This window comes from Caballeronia sp. BR00000012568055, from assembly GCF_029439455.1.
Taxonomy (GTDB): Bacteria; Pseudomonadota; Gammaproteobacteria; order Burkholderiales; family Burkholderiaceae; genus Caballeronia.
The window spans coordinates 34,772-53,463 of sequence record NZ_JAQFVG010000001.1; the positions used below are offsets into that span (position 1 = coordinate 34,772).

17 protein-coding genes are annotated in these 18,692 nt (G+C 58.9%); 6 read left to right on the plus strand and 11 right to left on the minus strand.

Annotation, left to right across the window (positions count from 1 at the left end; all coding sequences use genetic code 11):
* Positions 1-787, minus strand: a 787-nt coding sequence (locus P7F28_RS00150; protein WP_277182252.1) for a class II aldolase/adducin family protein, incomplete at its 3' end; no start/stop codon positions are given.
* Between the two features lie 231 nt (positions 788-1,018).
* Between P7F28_RS00150 and P7F28_RS00155 the strand changes: the two genes are divergently transcribed.
* A complete protein-coding gene (locus P7F28_RS00155) occupies positions 1,019-2,191 on the plus strand; it encodes a porin (protein WP_277182316.1) in 1,173 nt (390 codons plus the stop codon).
* On the opposite strand, the gene P7F28_RS00160 is transcribed toward P7F28_RS00155, so the two are convergent.
* Positions 2,188-2,862: an HAD family hydrolase gene (locus P7F28_RS00160; protein ID WP_277182254.1), complete on the minus strand. Its 675-nt coding sequence runs from the start codon at positions 2,860-2,862 to the stop codon at positions 2,188-2,190. The genes P7F28_RS00155 and P7F28_RS00160 overlap by 4 nt on opposite strands.
* Before the next feature lie 164 nt (positions 2,863-3,026).
* On the opposite strand from P7F28_RS00160, the gene P7F28_RS00165 reads away from it, so the two are divergent.
* Positions 3,027-4,145 carry a 3-deoxy-7-phosphoheptulonate synthase gene (locus P7F28_RS00165; RefSeq protein ID WP_277182255.1) on the plus strand — a complete coding sequence of 373 codons (1,119 nt, stop codon included), beginning with the start codon at positions 3,027-3,029 and terminating at the stop codon, positions 4,143-4,145.
* A gap of 131 nt (positions 4,146-4,276) precedes the next feature.
* Complete coding sequence (locus P7F28_RS00170) at positions 4,277-6,073, plus strand: phosphodiesterase (RefSeq protein WP_277182256.1); 1,797 nt, start codon at positions 4,277-4,279, stop codon at positions 6,071-6,073.
* A 7-nt stretch (positions 6,074-6,080) separates the two neighbouring features.
* On the opposite strand, the gene P7F28_RS00175 is transcribed toward P7F28_RS00170, so the two are convergent.
* The 5 genes from P7F28_RS00175 to P7F28_RS00195 form a co-directional block, all read right to left on the minus strand.
* Entirely contained in the window at positions 6,081-6,671 is a 591-nt protein-coding gene (locus P7F28_RS00175) for a peroxidase-related enzyme (protein ID WP_277182257.1), read from the minus strand.
* A gap of 29 nt (positions 6,672-6,700) precedes the next feature.
* Entirely contained in the window at positions 6,701-9,313 is a 2,613-nt protein-coding gene (locus P7F28_RS00180; protein WP_277182258.1) for a PAS domain-containing protein, read from the minus strand.
* A 193-nt stretch (positions 9,314-9,506) separates the two neighbouring features.
* Positions 9,507-9,680, minus strand: coding sequence for a hypothetical protein (locus tag P7F28_RS00185; protein ID WP_277182259.1), 174 nt, complete (start codon positions 9,678-9,680; stop codon positions 9,507-9,509).
* An 89-nt stretch (positions 9,681-9,769) separates the two neighbouring features.
* Positions 9,770-11,143: a gluconate:H+ symporter gene (locus tag P7F28_RS00190; RefSeq protein ID WP_370467196.1), complete on the minus strand. Its 1,374-nt coding sequence runs from the start codon at positions 11,141-11,143 to the stop codon at positions 9,770-9,772.
* Between the two features lie 233 nt (positions 11,144-11,376).
* Positions 11,377-11,673, minus strand: a complete 297-nt coding sequence (locus tag P7F28_RS00195) for a hypothetical protein (RefSeq protein ID WP_277182261.1) — start codon at positions 11,671-11,673, stop codon at positions 11,377-11,379.
* 676 nt (positions 11,674-12,349) lie between these two features.
* Between P7F28_RS00195 and treA the strand changes: the two genes are divergently transcribed.
* Complete coding sequence (treA, locus tag P7F28_RS00200) at positions 12,350-13,957, plus strand: alpha,alpha-trehalase TreA (RefSeq protein WP_277182262.1); 1,608 nt, start codon at positions 12,350-12,352, stop codon at positions 13,955-13,957.
* A 40-nt stretch (positions 13,958-13,997) separates the two neighbouring features.
* Here the strand turns inward: treA and P7F28_RS00205 are convergent, their stop codons facing one another.
* Both P7F28_RS00205 and P7F28_RS00210 read right to left on the minus strand, forming a co-directional pair.
* Complete coding sequence (locus tag P7F28_RS00205; RefSeq protein ID WP_277182263.1) at positions 13,998-14,234, minus strand: 4-oxalocrotonate tautomerase family protein; 237 nt, start codon at positions 14,232-14,234, stop codon at positions 13,998-14,000.
* Between the two features lie 15 nt (positions 14,235-14,249).
* Positions 14,250-14,960: an SDR family NAD(P)-dependent oxidoreductase gene (locus P7F28_RS00210; protein ID WP_277182264.1), complete on the minus strand. Its 711-nt coding sequence runs from the start codon at positions 14,958-14,960 to the stop codon at positions 14,250-14,252.
* Positions 14,961-15,123: 163 nt separating this feature from the next.
* On the opposite strand from P7F28_RS00210, the gene P7F28_RS00215 reads away from it, so the two are divergent.
* The gene (locus P7F28_RS00215) at positions 15,124-15,846 is read left to right on the plus strand and encodes a haloacid dehalogenase type II (RefSeq protein ID WP_277182265.1); all 723 of its coding nucleotides are present in this window, start codon (positions 15,124-15,126) and stop codon (positions 15,844-15,846) included.
* 41 nt (positions 15,847-15,887) lie between these two features.
* Here P7F28_RS00215 and P7F28_RS00220 read toward each other — a convergent pair whose 3' ends face one another.
* Positions 15,888-16,181 (minus strand): DUF1330 domain-containing protein, encoded by a 294-nt coding sequence (locus P7F28_RS00220; RefSeq protein WP_277182266.1) that lies wholly within the window; start codon positions 16,179-16,181, stop codon positions 15,888-15,890.
* A 209-nt stretch (positions 16,182-16,390) separates the two neighbouring features.
* Between P7F28_RS00220 and P7F28_RS00225 the strand changes: the two genes are divergently transcribed.
* Complete coding sequence (locus tag P7F28_RS00225; protein WP_277182267.1) at positions 16,391-17,557, plus strand: alpha/beta fold hydrolase; 1,167 nt, start codon at positions 16,391-16,393, stop codon at positions 17,555-17,557.
* On the opposite strand, the gene P7F28_RS00230 is transcribed toward P7F28_RS00225, so the two are convergent.
* The gene (locus P7F28_RS00230; protein WP_277182268.1) at positions 17,558-18,445 is read right to left on the minus strand and encodes a phytanoyl-CoA dioxygenase family protein; all 888 of its coding nucleotides are present in this window, start codon (positions 18,443-18,445) and stop codon (positions 17,558-17,560) included.
* Between the last annotated feature and the right edge of the window lie 247 nt (positions 18,446-18,692).

Here is an 18,692-nt window from a genome sequence, read left to right on the forward strand (position 1 = left end):
CCTCGGCAATCTCAACCAACATGGTCTGAAAATGCAGCCATGAGATAAACGAATTGCCCAGATGCTTGTGCGAATACTCGCAGAATTCAGGGTCGATCGGCACGGGGCGCGATTCGGTCGCGTCCATCATCAACTGCATGCGGCAGCAGTGATCGAGCGCGATAAAGGTCCACACCGCATCGTCGATACTGTGGCGGCTCGCGGTCAGCAACCCGTGGTTCTGGTGAATGATGGCCTTGTGCTCGTTGAACGCGTGCGCAATCGGATTACCCGATGCACTCGCCACCGGCACCTTGCCCGCGCCGTCGCGCACCACGGTATGACTGCCGTAGAACATGCAGGCGTCCTGCGTCACGTAGTCGAGCGGCTTGCCCATCGCGGCCCAGGCATCGCCATGAACGGTATGCGCATGACACGAACCGATGATGTCGGGATTCTCCGTGTGAATGGCCGAATGCAGCACATAGCCCGCGCGATTCACCGCATATTTCCCTTCGATCACCGTGCCCGAATGATCGACCAGCACGAGTTGCGACGTCCTGGTGCGCGACCACGGCACACACATCGGATTGGTCCAGAACAGTTCCGGATGCTCGGGATCGCGCACCGTCAGATGGCCGCCGAAACCGAAGCTGAAACCGTGGCGGGCGAAAATCCGGCACGCCGCTGCAAGATGTTCCTTCCGATAGCGCCGCTCTTCGGCGGAACTGGAAAACGTGGGTTCCTGCGGGAAAATCAGACCTTCCTGCGTCGGGCTATAGACCGATTCCTTGGCGTCCATCAACATCGGTTTGTCTCCTCGTGTGGGGTGGAAGGCCCAGTATAGGAGCGGCTTTCAGCAAGATTCAGGGGTGCGTGGGAATAGGATTTATGCAGCGCTGTGGCGATTGCGCCACCCGCTAATGCCCGAATTATTTTTTCGTCGTAGGATCGAACCGCATCCGATGCAAGGAACCTCTGCCATCCTTGCACCAAGCTTGCACCAAAGCGAATCATGGAGCTTGCGACAATGAAAACAATGAAAAGAACCTTGCTGGCTGCATCCGCGATTGCGTCCTTTTTTGCAGCGGCTTCCGCGCAAGCTCAAAGCAGCGTCACGCTCTACGGCCTGATCGATGCAGGCATCACCTACACCAACAACGAAGCCGGCCACCGCAACTGGCAAATGCTCTCCAGTCCGACACAGAACACGGTATTCGGCCTGAAAGGCACGGAAGATTTGGGCGGCGGCCTCAAGGCGACCTTCAAGCTGGAACAAGGCTTCAACCTGAACAACGGCACGCAAGCCTTTTCCGGCGATGGCTTCGGTTCGCAAGCGTGGGTCGGCCTTCAGCACGATAGCTGGGGCACACTGACCTTCGGCCGTCAATACGATGCCTTCAACGACACGCTCGGGCCGCTATCTGCCGAGTTCAACACATGGGGCGGAAGCCTCGCCGCGCATCCGTTCGAAAACGACAATCTCGCGGCGGATTCCGTCGTCGTGAACAATTCGGTCAAGTACGTCACGCCGAATTTCCACGGCCTGACGGGCGAGGCGATGTACTCATTCAGCAACCGCGCAGGCGGTTTCAACGATAACCGCTCGTACAGTTTCGGTGCATCGTATGCGCAGGGACCGTTCACGTTCGCGGGCGGCTATCTGCAATTCAACAACGCGGGCGGCGGGGTGTCGGGGACGAATCCGTCGGGCGCTGTGTCATTGAACGATGGCAGCGCCAACTTCGCGGCACAGCGTCAGCGCATCTGGGGCGCGGGGGCGAGCGCCGCGTTCGGTCCGGCGACGGTCGGTCTCGTATGGAGTCACACACAGCTCGACAATATGGCGAGCGTGCTGTCGCTCGGACTCGGCAGCTATCTTCCGCTCGATGGCACACTGCGCCTCGATAACTACGAAGCCAACGTGAAATACGCGCTGACGCCTGCATGGAGCGTGTCGGCGGCGTACACCTTCACGGATGGCGCGTACGGCAACAACACGTCGATCGCGTATCCGTCGTGGAATACGGTGATGCTGCAAACCGACTACGGTTTATCGAAGCGCACGGACGTGTATGTCGAAGGCATCTACCAGCATGTACGCGGCGCGCCGCCCGGCAGCGCGCTCGGTCAGGCGATGATCAATACGCAATCGCCTTCGTCGAATGGATCGCAGACTTCGGTGACCGTGGGCTTACGGCACGCGTTTTAAGGACGCGCGGCGACTTCGTCGAGATGCAGCAGCAAATCGGCCGGGTCTTCGTAGACGCGCAACGCGCCCGAGCGCTCCAGTTCGTCGCTGCCGTATCCGCCCGATAACAGACCGACGCCGAGCGAGCGGCATCGGCGCGCGGCCAGCATGTCCCAGATGCTGTCGCCGACCACCACGGTATGTTCGATCGGCACGTTCAGCTTGGCCGCCGCCGCGAGGAACAGATCGGGATCGGGCTTGGCGTACTTCACCATGTCGCGCGTAATCACCACTTGCTTCGACGGATCGACGCCCAGCGCTTCGAGATTCACCGCCGCCGTTTCCATCCGTCCGCTGGTCGCAATGGCCCAGCGCACGCCCGAATCCGTGAGCGCGGCGAGCAATTCACGCGCGCCCGGCAGCGGACACACTTGTGCCCGCAAGCGCGTATAAGCTTCCGCATGCAGCTTACGCAAGCGCTCAACGCGATCCGGACTGATTTCGCCATGCGTTTCGCGCAAAAGCTGATTGGTGAACAGCCCGCCACTCATTCCGATCTTGCGATGAATCCGCCATACGGACAGCGCGATACCTTCTGCATCGAGCGCTTCCTTCCAGGCCAGCACATGCTGATAAACGCTATCGACGAGCGTGCCGTCGAGATCAAACAGAAACGATGTTTCGATACGCATGATTCGCTCCTTTGAATTGCATTTTGCATTCATGATACCGGCGCTTCACGATTTCCGACCGCAACAGATGCGATAATCGATGTCTGCGCCGCAGTGCGCCTGCCGTGCGAAATCCCCGCATATACATTTTGAATTTTGCATTAAAAATGCATGATGGAGTTTCAATGAGCCGCATCGACAATCCTTCCCGCGATCAGGAAGCGGGCGTAGTGGACGCCACGCAAGACACCACGCGTATCGACGACACGCGCATTGGCGCGGTGCGTCCGCTGATTTCGCCTGCGCTGCTGCTCGACGAACTGCCGGTCACGCCCGGTGTGCAAACGCTCGTGGAAGACAGCCGCGCGGCAATCGCCAATGTGCTGCATGGGCGTGACGATCGACTGGTGATCGTGGTCGGTCCGTGTTCCATTCACGACCACGATCAGGCGATGGACTACGCGCGCCGCCTGAAGACCGTGGCCGATCGCCTGCATGACGATTTGCTGATCGTCATGCGCGTGTACTTCGAAAAGCCGCGTACGACGGTGGGCTGGAAAGGCTATATCAACGATCCGCGTCTGGACGGCAGCTTCCGTATCAACGAAGGCCTGCGCCGCGCGCGCGGGCTTCTGCTCGACATCAGCGAACTCGGCCTGCCGACCGGCACGGAGTTTCTCGACTTGCTCAGTCCGCAATACATCGCTGACCTGATCGCGTGGGGCGCGATCGGCGCGCGTACCACGGAGAGCCAGAGTCATCGGCAACTTGCATCGGGTCTGAGCTGCCCGATCGGTTTCAAAAATGGCACGGACGGCGGCGTGCAAGTCGCGACGGATGCCATCGTCGCGGCGGGCGCGAGCCATGCGTTCATGGGCATGACGAAGATGGGCATGGCCGCGATCTTCGAAACGCGCGGCAACGCCGACTGCCATGTGATTCTGCGCGGCGGCAAAAAAGGCCCGAATTACAATGCGGAAAGCGTCGCGGCAAGCTGCGCGGCATTGGCTGCGCTCGGTCAGCGCGAACAGGTGATGATCGATTGCTCGCATGCGAACTCGAACAAATCACATCAGCGTCAGATCGATGTCGCGCAGGATATCGCGCGGCAATTGCAGGCGCGCGAGCAGCGCATCACGGGCGTGATGATCGAAAGCCATCTCGAAGAAGGACGTCAGGACCTGAAGCCGGGCGTGCCGCTGAAGCACGGTGTATCGATTACGGATGCTTGTCTTGGCTGGACGCAGACCGAACCGGTACTGGAACTGCTGGCTGAAGCGGTCCGTCAACGCCGCAGGGGCTGAAGTCACCGACGCGCACTTTAAAGGTGCGCGCGTTCACGAAAGCTTCACTCAAGAGGTGAGCGAGCGGGCCGTTAATTCAGACGACAACCAGTAACAGTCCGCTCTACCGATCGATCGCCACGATGGGCCTCATGCAAGTCAGCCTCGTCTCCGAAACACAGCATCGCAGCATTGAACAGCTCATCGCGGCCGACGCGCTGACGGCTGTGTTTCAGCCTATCGTGCGCTTTGCCGATGGCGAGATCATCGGTTATGAAGGGCTGATTCGCGGGCCGGTGGGCAGCGCGCAGGAATCGCCGGCGATGCTGTTTGCGCAGGCTGCCAGCGAACGATGCGGCATAGTGCTCGAGCAGGCGGCGGCGCGCGTGTGTATCGCCGAGTTTGCGAAGCTGGCTTGCACGGGGCTGTTGTTCGTCAACTTCAGCGCGGCGGCGATCGAAGTTGGTTTGAGCGCGCGGCAATCGCCGGGCGATCTGGCTCGCGAGCATGGTTTCGATGCGAAGCGCCTGGTCGTCGAACTGACCGAACAAAGCGTCATTACCGATGCCGAACGCTTCGCCGCGAGCGTGCGCGCCATGCGTGCATCCGGTTCGCAATTCGCACTCGACGATTACGGCAGCGCAAATGCTTCGATGAACTTATGGGTTCGCCTTGCGCCGCATTACGTGAAGATCGACCGTTTCTTCGTCTCCGATATCGCGCGCGATCCGCTCAAGTTCGAAGCCGTCAAAGCGATGGTTTCGTTCGCCAATGCAAGCGGCGCGCTGCTGATTGCCGAGGGTATCGAAAGCGAAGCGGACCTGGAAATCGTGCGTGATCTTGGCATTGCGTGCGCACAGGGTTTCTTGCTGGGACGACCGGCCAAATCACCCGCGGCGCGTTTGCCGGATGCAGTGGGACGCGCGCTGCGCTCGGGCCAGATCGCGGTTTATCCCGCGCACACGCGCACGGGCGCGACCGAGGACATGAATGCGGTGATGCTCGACCGCATGCTCGTCGAAGCGCCGACGCTCACCATCAAATCGCGTAACGACGACGTCGTGCGCCTCTTCAATCAGAATCCCTCGCTGCACGCCGTCGCCATACTCGACGAAGGCAAGCCCGTCGCGCTGATCAATCGTCGCTCGTTTATGGATCAGTACGCGTTGCCATATCACCGTGAAGTGTTCGGCAAGCGGCCCTGCATGCAGTTCGCCAATCTGACGCCGCTGATCGTCGAACGCGGCTCGACGCTGGAGCAAATCGCCAGGCTTTTCACGCATGACGATCATCACTTGTCGGATGGTTTTATCGTGACGGAAGAAGGGCGTTATGCGGGACTCGCGACCGGCGCGAGCATGGTGCGCGCGGTTACCGAAGTGCGCGTGGAAGCGGCGCGTTATGCGAATCCGCTGACGTTCTTGCCGGGTAACGTGCCCTTGAATTCGCATATCGATCGATTGATCGCGAATGGCTCGGCTTTCGTTGCGTGTTACTTCGACCTCGATCACTTCAAGCCCTTCAACGATCGATACGGTTATTGGCAAGGCGATGAGGTGCTGAAGACCGCAGCGAACACGCTGGCTTCCGTATGCGAGCCGACGCGCGATTTTCTGGGGCATATCGGCGGCGATGATTTCTTGCTGCTGTTCCAGAGCGAGGACTGGCGTTCACGCGCGAGCCTTGCAATCGAGGCGTTCAACGAGTTGGTGAAGCGGTTTTACTCAGCGGAAGAACGGCTTGCCGGCGGGATTCCGGGTGAGGACCGGCTCGGGCGTCCGACGTTTTTCGGCTTCGTGCGTTTGTCGGTGGGCGCGGTGTGCGTCGGACCGAACGAAGCGCGCGGCAGTGCGCATGTGAGCGCGGCCGCCGCGGTGGCGAAGCGGATGGCGAAGGAGGAGCAGGGCGGGGTGGCGGTAATGTCGATCGGGCAATTCCACTCGGTTTGATAGCGGATTAACGCGGTTCCCTCGGCACTCTCCCCATCAAATAAAACTCGTCGTTCGGCCGCATGGAAATCACATTCGCCATGCGGTTCGATAATCCAAAAAACGCGGTAATCGCCGCGATATCCCAGATATCTTCATCGCTGAAACCGTGGGCGAGAAGTGCTTCGAAATCCGAACTATCGACACGTCCCGCTTCGACGCAAACCTTCAGCGCAAAATCGAGCATCGCTTTCTGGCGCGGCGTGATATCCGCCTTGCGATGATTCACCGCGACCTGATCCGCCACCAAGGCGTTCTTCTCGTAGATGCGCAGAATAGCGCCGTGCGCGACTACGCAGTACAGACAGCCGTTCACCGCGCTCGTCGCCACCACGATCATCTCGCGCTCGCCCTTGCTCAGACCGCCTTCCTTCAGCATCAACGCATCGTGATACGCGAAAAAAGCACGGAATTCGTCGGGCCGATGCGCAAGCGTCAGAAACACGTTCGGCACGAAGCCCGCTTTTTCCTGCACGTCGAGAATGCGCGCGCGGATATCGGCGGGCCAGTCTTGCGGATCGGGTACGGGATAGCGGCTGATCGGCGGCGTCGTCGTCATAAAGTCTCCTGATTTGAAGACTCAGAATATCATCGAGTCAAGGTCAGCGACGACAGCAGCTTGAGCAAACTCTCCACGTTGACCGGCTTCACGAAGTGATAATCGAAGCCCGCGGATTGCGCACGCAAGCGGTCTTCGGCCTGACCATAGCCGGTGATCGCAATCAGCAAAGGCGTGCGATCGCCTTTGCGTCGCAGGCGGCGCGCAAGCTCGTATCCGTCGATATCCGGCAGACCGATATCGAGCAGCGCCACATCGGGTAAAAAGGGCGGCGCGGCATCCAGCGCTTCCGCCGATGAATACGCCACGCGCGCCACATGTCCCTCGGATTCGCACAGCATGGCAAGCGAATCGGCGGCATCGCGATTGTCATCGACCACGAGAATGCGCAATGCCTGGCGCGTCTCGGGCGAGGGGGTATCGGACAAGGCGCGCGCGGAATGCCGCTCATGATGATGCAAACGCGGCAGCCGCACCGTCACCGTGGTGCCGAGTCCCGGCCCCGGACTCTGCACCGCGATGCTTCCCTTGTGCATCTCAACCAGTTTCTTGACCAGTGACAAGCCGATTCCCAACCCTCCGTTCGATCGGTCCAGCGTGCGTTCGCCCTGCGAAAACAGCTCGAAAACCTTCGGCAGCAGATCGGCTGAAATGCCGGTGCCCGTGTCGGCGATGATGACGGCGACCCAGCTATCGTCCGAGTTCACGCTCACGGTAATGCGTCCCTGCTCGGGCGTGTACTTGCTTGCGTTATTGAGCACGTTGACGAGAATCTGCGAGAGGCGCGTGACATCGCCACAGACGTAGGCGGTGGCATCGGTCACATCGACGGCGATATGCTGCGCGCGCGATTCGACCATGCCCGCAATGGCTTCCACCGCGTGATACACGGCAGTGCCAACTAAAATGGGTTCCAGTTGCAGCGCGATACGTCCCTGCGTAATGCGCGACACTTCGAGCAAATCATCGACGATACGCGTCATATGTTCCACCTGCCGGCTCATCAGGCTGATGAGTTCGCGGGTATGCGTGTGCATCTCGTCGTCTTTCTGCAAGAGCGCAATGGCCGTGCGCAGCGGTGCGAGCGGATTGCGCAACTCATGCGCGAGCATTGCAAGAAACTCGTCCTTGCGGCGGCCTGCTTCGCGCAGCATCAACTCCATTGATTTGCGGTCCGTAATATCGATCAGGCATCCGATGATACGCAAGGGCTGGCCGTCCTTGCTGCGTTGAAGCAGCGCGCTGCCTTGCATCCACTGTTCGCCGTGCAGATTCTGCACGCGGAATTCGAACGGGCCGCCGGGTCCCTCGCCTGCCGCGAGACTGCGCATATAGCGGTCGAGCGTCGGACTGTCGTCGGGATGCACGCGAGCGAGCGCGGCATCGTAAGTGATGGTTTCGGTGATCTGCGGCTCGCCGCCCGTTTCGAACAACAGCGTCCAACTCGGCAATTCGAGCGAGAGAATGTGGATTTTCGCGGCCTGCATCGCGACAGTCAAACGCAGACTGCGTGCTTCGATCGCGGCCTGCGCTTCGTATTGCAGCGTGACGTCGGTAGTCGTGCCGAACCATTCCTGAAGGTTGCCGTGTTCATCGTAGAGCGGCGCAGCATGCGCCTGCACAATGCGATAGTCCTCGTCGCGCCGCTGCATGCGAAAGTTCAGCGTGATCGGCACGCCTTGCTCGATGGCGTCCAGCCATGCGCGATGAATGCGCTCGCGGTCATCGGGATGAATGAAGTCGAGCCAGCCCCAGCCCGACAGACGTTCGCGCGGCGTGCCCGTAAAGCGCTCCCATTCGCCACCCGAGGGACGAATCTCGCCGGTGGCATCCGCCGCCCACACGAGCGCTTCCGTCGATTCCACCAACGCGCGATAACGCCTTTCAGAAAGGCTCAAACGCTCTTCGTCGGCGCGCTGCGTGCTGATGTCGAAGCTCACGCCATAGACGCGCGTGAGCACGCCATGACGATCGAACTCGGGATGGCCGCGCATGCGCAGCCAGCGCCGCGGCCCCTGATCGCCGTCGAGCAGCATGAAGTCGAATTCGAACGGACCGCCTTCGCGCAGCGCTTCGGTCAGCTTGCGCTGAAACGGCTCGCGATATTCGGGTGCAACGCGATCCCATAGTTCGGACAACATCACAGCTTCCGTGCCGGGCGGAAACGAATAAAGCGCCGCGAGTTGCGCGGTCATGCGCACCACGCGCGTCTTCATATCCCATTCCCACGCGCCCATACGCGCGCCCGCGAACGCAGCTTTCAGACGGCGCTCGCCGGCTTCGTACATCGCCCAGGCATGGCGGCATTCGTGTATGTCGATGGCGACGCCGACTGTATCGCTGATCTGGCCTTCTTCGTCGCGGCGGGCCTGCAAATGCAGCGTATGCCAGCGAAACGCGCCATCGGCACGCAGGAGGCGCACATCGACATTGCGCAGCAGCGTGCCGTCGCGCATCTGCCGCAAGGCTTCGAGCACGGGCTGAGTATCGTCGGGATAGATGAAGTCTTTCCAGTGCCGCCCGACGAGTTCCGGAAAGGGAATGCCGAGGTAACGGCAGGCCCACGGATTGCCGTACTGGATAACGCCGTCGCGCGCGGCGCGCCATACGAACGACGGCAGAAAATGAGCGGGATCGTGCATGAGCGATTGTTGATGCGCTTGCCGCGTGTTGACCAGGATCACGAATAGCTTAGGGATACCGTACAACAAAAGTTATCAGGCGAAACTATGTTCTACGACATTTCCGCCGTGGCAGCGGAAAGACTTGCCGATGATTGTGGATCATCGGCATAAAAACGAACGCGCGGTCGAAATATCTTTTCACGTGTCGCACTTAGCCTGCTTCACCTACATCCTTTGGGTTTGGAAGCTTTTCGCCCTTGTTTTCAGGGGTTTTCGGCTCGTTCGTCAGCGATTGTTTCTGTTCTTCAGTCAGCCGGCGATCCGCCATATTCAGGTCATCGGGCGTTTGCTTCGGCGGCGTGGGACGATCGTTTTGCTCGGCCATGTCGGCGCTCCTCGGTGTTGTCGATTTCGATAAAGACGCACGACATGTGCCACTGCTTAGCGGGGCGCGATCACATCAACTCAGCATGTTCAACTCAGTACGTTCCATAGCACGAGCGTGAGCACCAGTCCCACCACCGACACGATGGTCTGCAATACCGACCACACCGCGACCGTTTGCTTGAGCTTGAGGCCGAAGTATTCGCGCACCATCCAGAAACCCGCGTCGTTGACGTGGCAGAAGAACACCGAACCTGCGCCGATAGCCAGCGCCATCAGCGAGTTATGCGACGCCGACAAGCCGCCTACCACCGGCGCGACGATGCCCGCCGTGGTGGTCGTCGCGACCGTGGCCGAGCCGGTCGCCTGACGCAATGCGACCGCTATCAGCCATGCAAGCAGGATCAGCGGCATATGCGACCCGACCGCGATTTTGCCGATCGTCGCGCTGATGCCTGCATTCACGAGCATCTGCTTGAGTCCGCCGCCCGCGCCGATGGTCAGCAGCAGCGCCGCGATCGGCGGCAGGCTCTTGCGCAAAATGCCGCCCACGCGATCACGCGCCATACCGCGCGACCAGCCGAGCATGACGATGGCGAACAGCACCGTCAGCGCCAGTGCAATCAGCGGTTCGCCGACGAAATCGAGCACGTCGTACGCGAGCGATTCTTTGTTCAGCGCGAGCTTGGCGACCGTGCGGCCAAGCATCATCACGACGGGCAAGAGAATAGTGATGAGCGAGATCGCGAAACCCGGCTGCGAAGTGCTGTCCCCATGCTCGCTGAAGAGCTTGCCCATTTCCTCCGGCTCTTCCACATGCAGGCGCTTCGAAATGAACGCGCCGTAGATCGGGCCGGCCAGCACGACGGCCGGCAATGCGACGATCAGGCCGAGGCCGAGCGTGAGACCTAGATCGGCATGCAGCGCGCTGACGGCAATCAGCGGTCCCGGATGCGGCGGCAGCAGCGCATGCAGCGTCGTCATCCCAGCCAGCGCAGGGATTGCTATACGCAGAATCGGCTGCTTCGAGCGGCGCGCCATCACGAAGATGATCGGCACCATCATGACGAGGCCGACTTCGAAGAACAGCGGCAGGCCGACGATGATCGCGACCAGCGCCATCATCCACGGCAGACGTTTGGGCGTGGAGTGGTCGAGTAGGGTGGTGACGAGCCGGTCGGCCGCGCCGGATTCGGCCATCAGCGCACCGAGCATCGCCCCCAGCGCAATGATGATGCCGACATCGCCGAGTAATGCGCCCGCGCCCTTGCTGAAGGCCTGCGCGATCGCGTCCAACGGCTGATGCGCGGCGAAACCCGCCGCAAAGGTGCCGACGAGGATGGAGAGAAACGGCGCAAGCTTGAGCACGCCAATCGCAATGATGATGACGGCGAGACCGAGTGCGCAGGCGATCAAAAGCTGAGTGTCGTGGCCGGACCACGGGACGAGCGTTGCTGAATTCACGTTGGGATTCACGTTGACCTTGTGCTGATGCGATTACGGATTACTTTCGTTTTGCATGCGTGCTTTGCGTGTCGCTGCGACAGGCGTGGCGAGGCATGCCGGGCGTGAAGCCCCGTCGTAATAGCAGATTTTCAGGATACGCGCAAAGAACGCGAGGACTGACGCGTACGCAAGGCATGGCATTTTGCTTGTCGCATGCCGCGTGCAGACGCGAATGGAGCGAAAGGAGGGGATCAGGCGGCGGCTTGAGTCGAAGCGGTTGGTTTGCTCGCGTCGCTTCGGTCCAGCAGATCGAGCAGGCGCAGCACGCGCGCGCGTTGCGTGGCGACGAGATCGCTTTCATCGGCGAGTGCGCCCAAACGCCTGCGCCAGTACGACTGATCGAGACAGCCGAGCGGCGCGGGATCATTCGATTTGGCGAATGCCGTGATCATGTGCTCGAGATGGTCGAGTTGTGCGTCGGCGGCGCGCGCAGGCTTGAGCGATGCCCGTGCTGCCGCCGAGGCTTGTAAGGATTTCGGCTTTCTCATGTCTGCTTGCCCCGATGCATCGAACTGTCTGGTCTGGTGTTTTTCCTTGTCCGGCCGCGTGCTTTCTTGCGCGGGGAAGGCAAGGAGTCGGCCTGACCGGGGCGCGTTGGCAGGAATCGCCGACCTGACAACGCGCCCCGGAACATGCCGCTCCTTACCCTAAACAATAACGTCGCCGATTCGCGCGACTTGACCGTGCGTCTCAGATTTTTAAGCTTCAGGCTTTGGTGGCGCAGGACGAGTCGAGCGCACGAAAGCGTTTGGTGCGCGTCACGCTATACCGTTGTTTACGGTCTGCTGGCGGAGAACTTGACGCGGTTTTAATTTCAAATTGCTTACGCATTATTCGATTCGGACGCCCGCGGCCAGGAAAATCAGCACGGCCAGCCACACGCGGACTCGGGCAGCAAGGCGATCAGCAAAACGGTCAATACGATCGGATCGAGACCGCCGGTGACTAAAACACTTTGCTATCCGAAATGAGGAATAAATCACGCCGCGCAAAGCTCGCCAATCGACAAGCGCATAAAGCGCTGGCCATCGAGTGATTTTCCTTTAGCGTTTTCAAGGGTTGCCATTTCGCTAAACCTCGTGCCATGCTTCGCCCAGCTTAAAAAATAAAACAATGAAGCTCGAGCGAGACCAGTCCGGTTCTTCACCCTTGGAAGGAGTGAGCATGATCGAACTGTCAGGGCATCGTGCAGCGCGGCACGTTCTAAGCGCGTGGCTGTTGATCGCCACCAGCAGCGTGGCTTTAGCCGATTCGCAAACCACAAATAAACTGCTTGCGCCGCCTAGCATTTTATATGGAGACTTATTCGTCGCAGTTCAGACCGCGCAGATCTATCCCGATCAAAAGACCTTTGTCGATGCAACGCCTAAGATGGACCCCGCGCAGATCGTGGCGCTTTACGATCAGGCCAAGCTGAATCCCGGCTTCTCGCTGTCCAACTTTGTCGCGACTTACTTTACGCCGCCGACCGATCAGGTCATCACGCCGCCGCCGAATCAAAGCCTGCGCGATCATATCGACTGGTTATGGCCCGAACTGACTCGTAACAGCACACCGGGCACGGTGCCGCAATACAGCTCGCTTATTGCCATGCCCAAGCCGTATGTCGTACCGGGCGGGCGCTTTCGCGAAGGCTACTACTGGGATACGTATTTCACCATGCTCGGTCTGCAAGAGGCCGGCCGCGAAGATCTCGTTGACGATATGCTCGATAACTTCGCTTACCTGATCGATACCATCGGTCATATTCCGAACGGCAATCGAACTTACTATGTCAGCCGTTCGCAGCCGCCGTTCTTTTCTTATATGGTGGAACTGGCCGCCCAGAAAGAGGGTGGGCGCGTGTATCAAAAGTATCTGCCGCAATTGCGCCGCGAATATCGCTATTGGATGAAAGGCGCGGACAGGCTGCAAGCAGGCGATGCCGCGCGCAATGTCGTGAAATTGCCCGATGGCACGGTGCTTAATCGCTATTGGGACGAGCGTGATGCGCCGCGCGACGAGTCGTATCTGGAAGATGTGCAAACGGCCGCGTCGGTCAAGGATCGGCCTGCTAACGAGGTGTATCGCGATCTTCGTGCTGCGGCTGAAAGCGGCTGGGATTTCAGTTCGCGCTGGTTCGGTGACAATCAAACGCTTGCGACCATTCGCACGACCGCGATCGTTCCCGTTGATCTGAACAGTCTGATGTTCCATCTGGAAACCACCATTGCAATCGGCTGCGGACAAGCACGTGATTTCGGCTGCGTGACGGACTTTATTCAAAAGGCGGCTAAGCGCGCAATCGGTATCAACAAATATCTTTGGAATAAAAACGGCTATTACGGCGACTACGACTGGAAGCTCGCGCAGCCGCGAAATAATCCTTCTGCAGCGATGCTTTATCCATTGTTCGCCGGAGCCGCGTGGCCCGATCGCGCTCTGACGACGGCGCGAACGGTAGAGTCGTTATTGCTCAAGCCCGGCGGTCTGACGACTACCACGGTCAACACGACTCAGCAGTGGGATGCGCCCAACGGCTGGGCACCGCTGCACTGGATCGCTGTGCAAAGTCTGCGGCGCTATGGCCGCGCCGATCTCGCGCAAAAGATCGGTACGCGGTTTCTTAGCGACGTGAATCACGTTTATGCGACCGAGCAAAAGCTCGTGGAGAAATACGTGGTGGAAGGGTCGGGCACGGGCGGCGGAGGCGGTGGGGAATATCCGTTGCAGGACGGCTTTGGATGGACAAATGGCGTGACGCTTCGCTTGCTGGATTTATACGGGCAATAAGATGGAGCGGGCCGCGGTTTACCGCGGCCCGTCATTTTTCTTAGGCTTTATTCGCTAAACGTTGCTTGCGATACTCCTTAACCGGTAAGCCACCCCAGCCCCAGTTTTCCAAGTCAACTTCTTCGATCACGACGAAAGTAGCGTCAAGCGGTTTGTTGAGCACGTCGAGCAGAACACGACTCACACCTTCGATGAGTCGCGCCTTTTCATCGGGCGTGATGGCGCTCGTTCCCGGTTGGGTTCCTTCGCGCGTCACTTGAATCGTTACGATAGGCATGGTGATCTCCGTGGCTTAGTGTCCCGCAATCTGACCACCATCGACATGTAGAATCTCGCCCGTCACAAAAGGCGCGGAATCGAGATACAGCACCGCATTAACGATATCGCTCATGTCGCCCATATGACCGACAGGATGCAGTGTGCCAAGCGCTTCGTGCGTTTCTGGTGCGTGCATCGGCGACTTGATGATGCCCGGCGATACTGCGTTCGCGCGAATACCCGCTTTGGCGTATTCGATTGCAAGCGAACGCGTTGCGGCATTCAAGCCGCCCTTGCTAAGCGAGGCAAGCACGGAAGGCACACCGCTGACGGCACGATCGGCCAGTGTCGTCGTGATGCTGACGATATGGCCGCTCTTGTTCTTCTCCATCTCCGCAATGGCAAGCTGCGTGATATGAAAGAAGCCGTTCACATTGACATTCAGGATGGCTTGATAATCTTCCTGTGAATACTGCGTAAAAGGCTTGGCGATAAAAATGCCCGCATTATTGACCAACGTATCGATACGGCCGAAGCGCGAGATAGCTTGTTCGACTACGCGTTGTGCCGTGGCGCGATCACCGATATCGCCAGCGATCGCGAGCACGTTGGGATCATCGGCTTGCGTAATCGAGCGTGCCGTTGCGACGACACGATAGTCCTTTGCGCGAAACCCTTTGACGATTTCCGCGCCAATGCCTTGCGAAGCGCCGGTGACGATGACGACTTTTTGTGCGTTGCTCATGATGAACCTCGATAAATGGGTGTTGACTGGCGCTCAATGTAGGCGCATCGAGGCTGCTTGCGTACACCCGCCGTGGACTATCAGTTTTGCGTCGCAGGAACAAATGAAAGCGTTAGTCGCTAAACTGCGGCATGGCTTAGGCTTAACGAACGGGAGACGCGTCATGGCATTGCCGCAGGTCAAAGCATTCGTATTCGATGTATTCGGCACAGTAGTGGATTGGCGCGGCGGCGTGACGCGCGAGGCCAAGCCGTTTTTAGCGCGATATGGAAAAGCGGACGCCACACCGGAAGCGTTAGCGGATACATGGCGCAGCGGCTACGTGCCCGCGATGCTGAAAGTACGCAATGGCGAGCGCGCATTTGCGAAGCTTGACGTCTTGCATCGCGAGAATCTTGATGCGTTATTGCCGCAATTCGTGGCCGATCCTCAAGCGGTTCCGCTTGACGTTCTGGATGAGTTGAATCTCGCCTGGCATAAGCTCGATCCGTGGCCTGATTCCGTTTCTGGGCTAACGCGTCTCAAAGCGCGCCATATCATCGCACCGCTATCGAACGGCAATATTCGCTTGATGGTCGATATGGCCAAGCGCGGCGGCTTGCCTTGGGACGCTATTCTTGGTGCGGAGATCGCGCAGACGTATAAGCCCACGCCCGACGTGTATTTGCGCGCCGTGGATGCCTTGATGCTCAGGCCCGAGGAAGTGTGTATGGTCGCCGCACATAACGACGACTTAGCGAGCGCCAGACGATGCGGCTTAAAGACCGCGTTCGTCGCACGTCCCTATGAACGCGGTCCGAAACAGACCATCGATCTCAAGGCCGAAAGCGATTGGGACGTGATCGTCAATGACATGAACGAACTGGCGGATGCGGTCGGCGCTTGAATTTCAACCGTTCAAGCGCCGTCAAGCCCGATGAAAATTCCTTAAGCCACGCCTTCGACAATACGGAAATCACGCTCGCACGCATCGCCCAAAATTTCGAGTGCTTTCTTGTACGTTTCGCTGTTAAACGCAGCGGTGGCCTGTTCGAGTGAATCGAACTCGACCACCACTGTGCGTTCCTTGCGGCCGTCACCTTGCGTCAAGGCAGCAACGCCGCGCACCAGCGGACGGCCGCCGCCTTCCTGAATAGCGGCGGTTGCCAGCTTCGAATATTCGACAACCTGATCGGGCTTGTTGATTTGTCGATACACGCTGACCCAATAACCCTTTGCCATCTTCATCTCCAATGTTTGATCGACCGGCGTATGCCGTCGAGGGCGAGCATAGCAAATAAATCGTTTGAGCTTTAGCTTGGGTCTTTAGTCCGCAGTGAAGATTCGCCTTGCAGTGCAGCATTGGCATCAAGAACGAGACTAATGCCTTACTATGCAGCCAAGCCGCGCTCGGGTGGACAATAGCAACATTATCAAACGGAGAACGCCGCATGAACGAACCGTTGAACGATTTGCCCTTGCCCGATGGCATTCGCTCGCGCATCGTCGAGAACGGTAATGGCTTGGCCATGCATGTGCTCGAAGCCGGTTTCGAAACACCTGGCCGGCGTTGCATCGTACTGTTGCACGGCTTTCCCGAACTTGCCTATAGCTGGCGCAAGATCATGCTGCCGCTTGCAAACGCGGGCTATCACGTCATTGCGCCGGATCAGCGCGGCTATGGGCGCACCACGGGCGCAGATATCACGTATGAAGCGGATTTGGATGCCTACAGCATGCCCAATCTCGTGCGCGATGTGCTGGGCTTGCTCTATGCGCTTGGCTATCGTCAGGCGGCGGCGGTTATCGGACACGACTTCGGTTCGCCAGTCGCCGCATGGTGCGCGTTGATGCGACCTGACGTATTTGGATCTGTCGTGTTGATGAGTGCGCCCTTTGGCGGACCGCCTTCTTTTGCGTTTGGCACAGCGACGGACCACGCACCACTGGAACCGGCTGATACATCGTCATCGGCAATGGCGAAAGCGGTAGCTGAGCTTGCCTTGCTCGATCCACCGCGCAAGCATTATCAATGGTATTACTCGGGCGATCAGGCTAACCAAGACATGTGGCACGCGCCCCAAGGTCTTAGTGATTTCTTGCGCGCTTACTTTCACATGAAGAGCGCGGATTGGGCCGGCAATCAGCCGCATCCGCTTAAGGAAATATCCGCGGAATCTTTAGCGAGCTTGCCGGATTATTACGTCATGCAGGCGGATCAAACCATGCCGCAAACCGTCGCCGATCATATGCCTATGTCAAACGTATGGCTAAGCGATGAAGACATGAATGTCTACGCGAGCGAATATGCGCGCACGGGCTTTCAGGGCGGTCTGAACTGGTATCGATGTGCGACGAACGTACGCTATGGCGAGTCCATGCGCTTGTGGGCCGGACGCACGATCGACGTGCCTGCATGCTTTATTTCAGGCGCTAGCGATTGGGGCTGCTTCCAGCGTCCGGGCGACTACGAAGCCATGCGCATGCTCGTCTGCACGAATTTCCGTGCAGCGCATTTGATCGAAGGCGCGGGACATTGGGTGCAACAGGAGCAAGCGCAGACGGTCGCGAGCCGCATCCTGCGCTTTCTGCGGCAGGATGCGCCCGGCATCATTTGATCAGCGCTGTTTGATAAGACGCGCGACGCGCTTAGCGCCCAGACGCCATTCGTACGGATTGGCGTAGTCGAATTCGCGCACCTTGCGGTAAAGATATGGCCAAAAACTGCCGCTGGCGCGCGATTCCTGTACGCGATCTTCACGCGAAAGACGACGATTATCGTTCCATGGGAAGGTGCGTACTTCGCGTGATGCGCGACGCGGCAAGCCGAATACGAGCGAATACGCATATCGCGAGGCGTCCGAATGATTTGGACCCGCGAAATGCAGGGTTCGGCCGTAGTGAATCGTGCAGTCGCCGAGTTCGAGCGGGCAGACTACGGCCTCTTCCGCTTCGAAGCCCGAAGCGCATTCAAGACCATGCGTCGTGGGATCGCCGCCAATGGGACCATGCGGCAGCACCGGCCCAAGATGCGAGCCTGCGATGAACTGCATGCATCCGTTTTCGAGCGACACCGGTTGCAAAGGAAACCAGAAATTGACTTCGCGATGCTCGATGCGCGGGTCGGTGAACGCTTCATCCTGATGCCAGGGCGTCACGGCCTCGGTATGCGCGGGCTTGTGAAAGAAGCTGTCACTGACAAAGCGCGCCTTGGGACCGAGCAATTGCATCGCGATGCGCTGCGCGCGTCGTGCAAGCGCCGACTCCATCAGGCTACGTTCGAAATGTGAAGGCTGATGCAACTGTGCGAGCTTGGGCTTCTCTGCGTCGGCGCTTTCAGGATAAAAGTCGAATAGCAGGCCCTGCGCATAGCCCGCCTTGTTGCGCAGCAATCGATCACCGATCGTACGCAGATCTTTCGTTTCCGAAACCGTCGCCACCTTTTCCAGACGGATAAAACCATCTTTCCAGAAGCGTTCACATTGCTGCTGGGATAACGTCGTCATCTCCCTTTTCGCTCGCTTAAAAGGTCATGCAATTACACTGACAAAACAGACCCGACAGTGAAACAGCCCACTAATGATCGCTCTGTGCGATTGCGCACAAAGCGCGTCCTTTGGCCTTGAACTAAAGGCTTAGCCCACAGGATTGTTGTATTTGAATCTGAGGTGCGAAGATGTCCGCGAAAGCCTGTTTATAAGGCTTTTGATGTGACACGACTTGGACGATTACGCTTGCTACCTGCATGAGGCT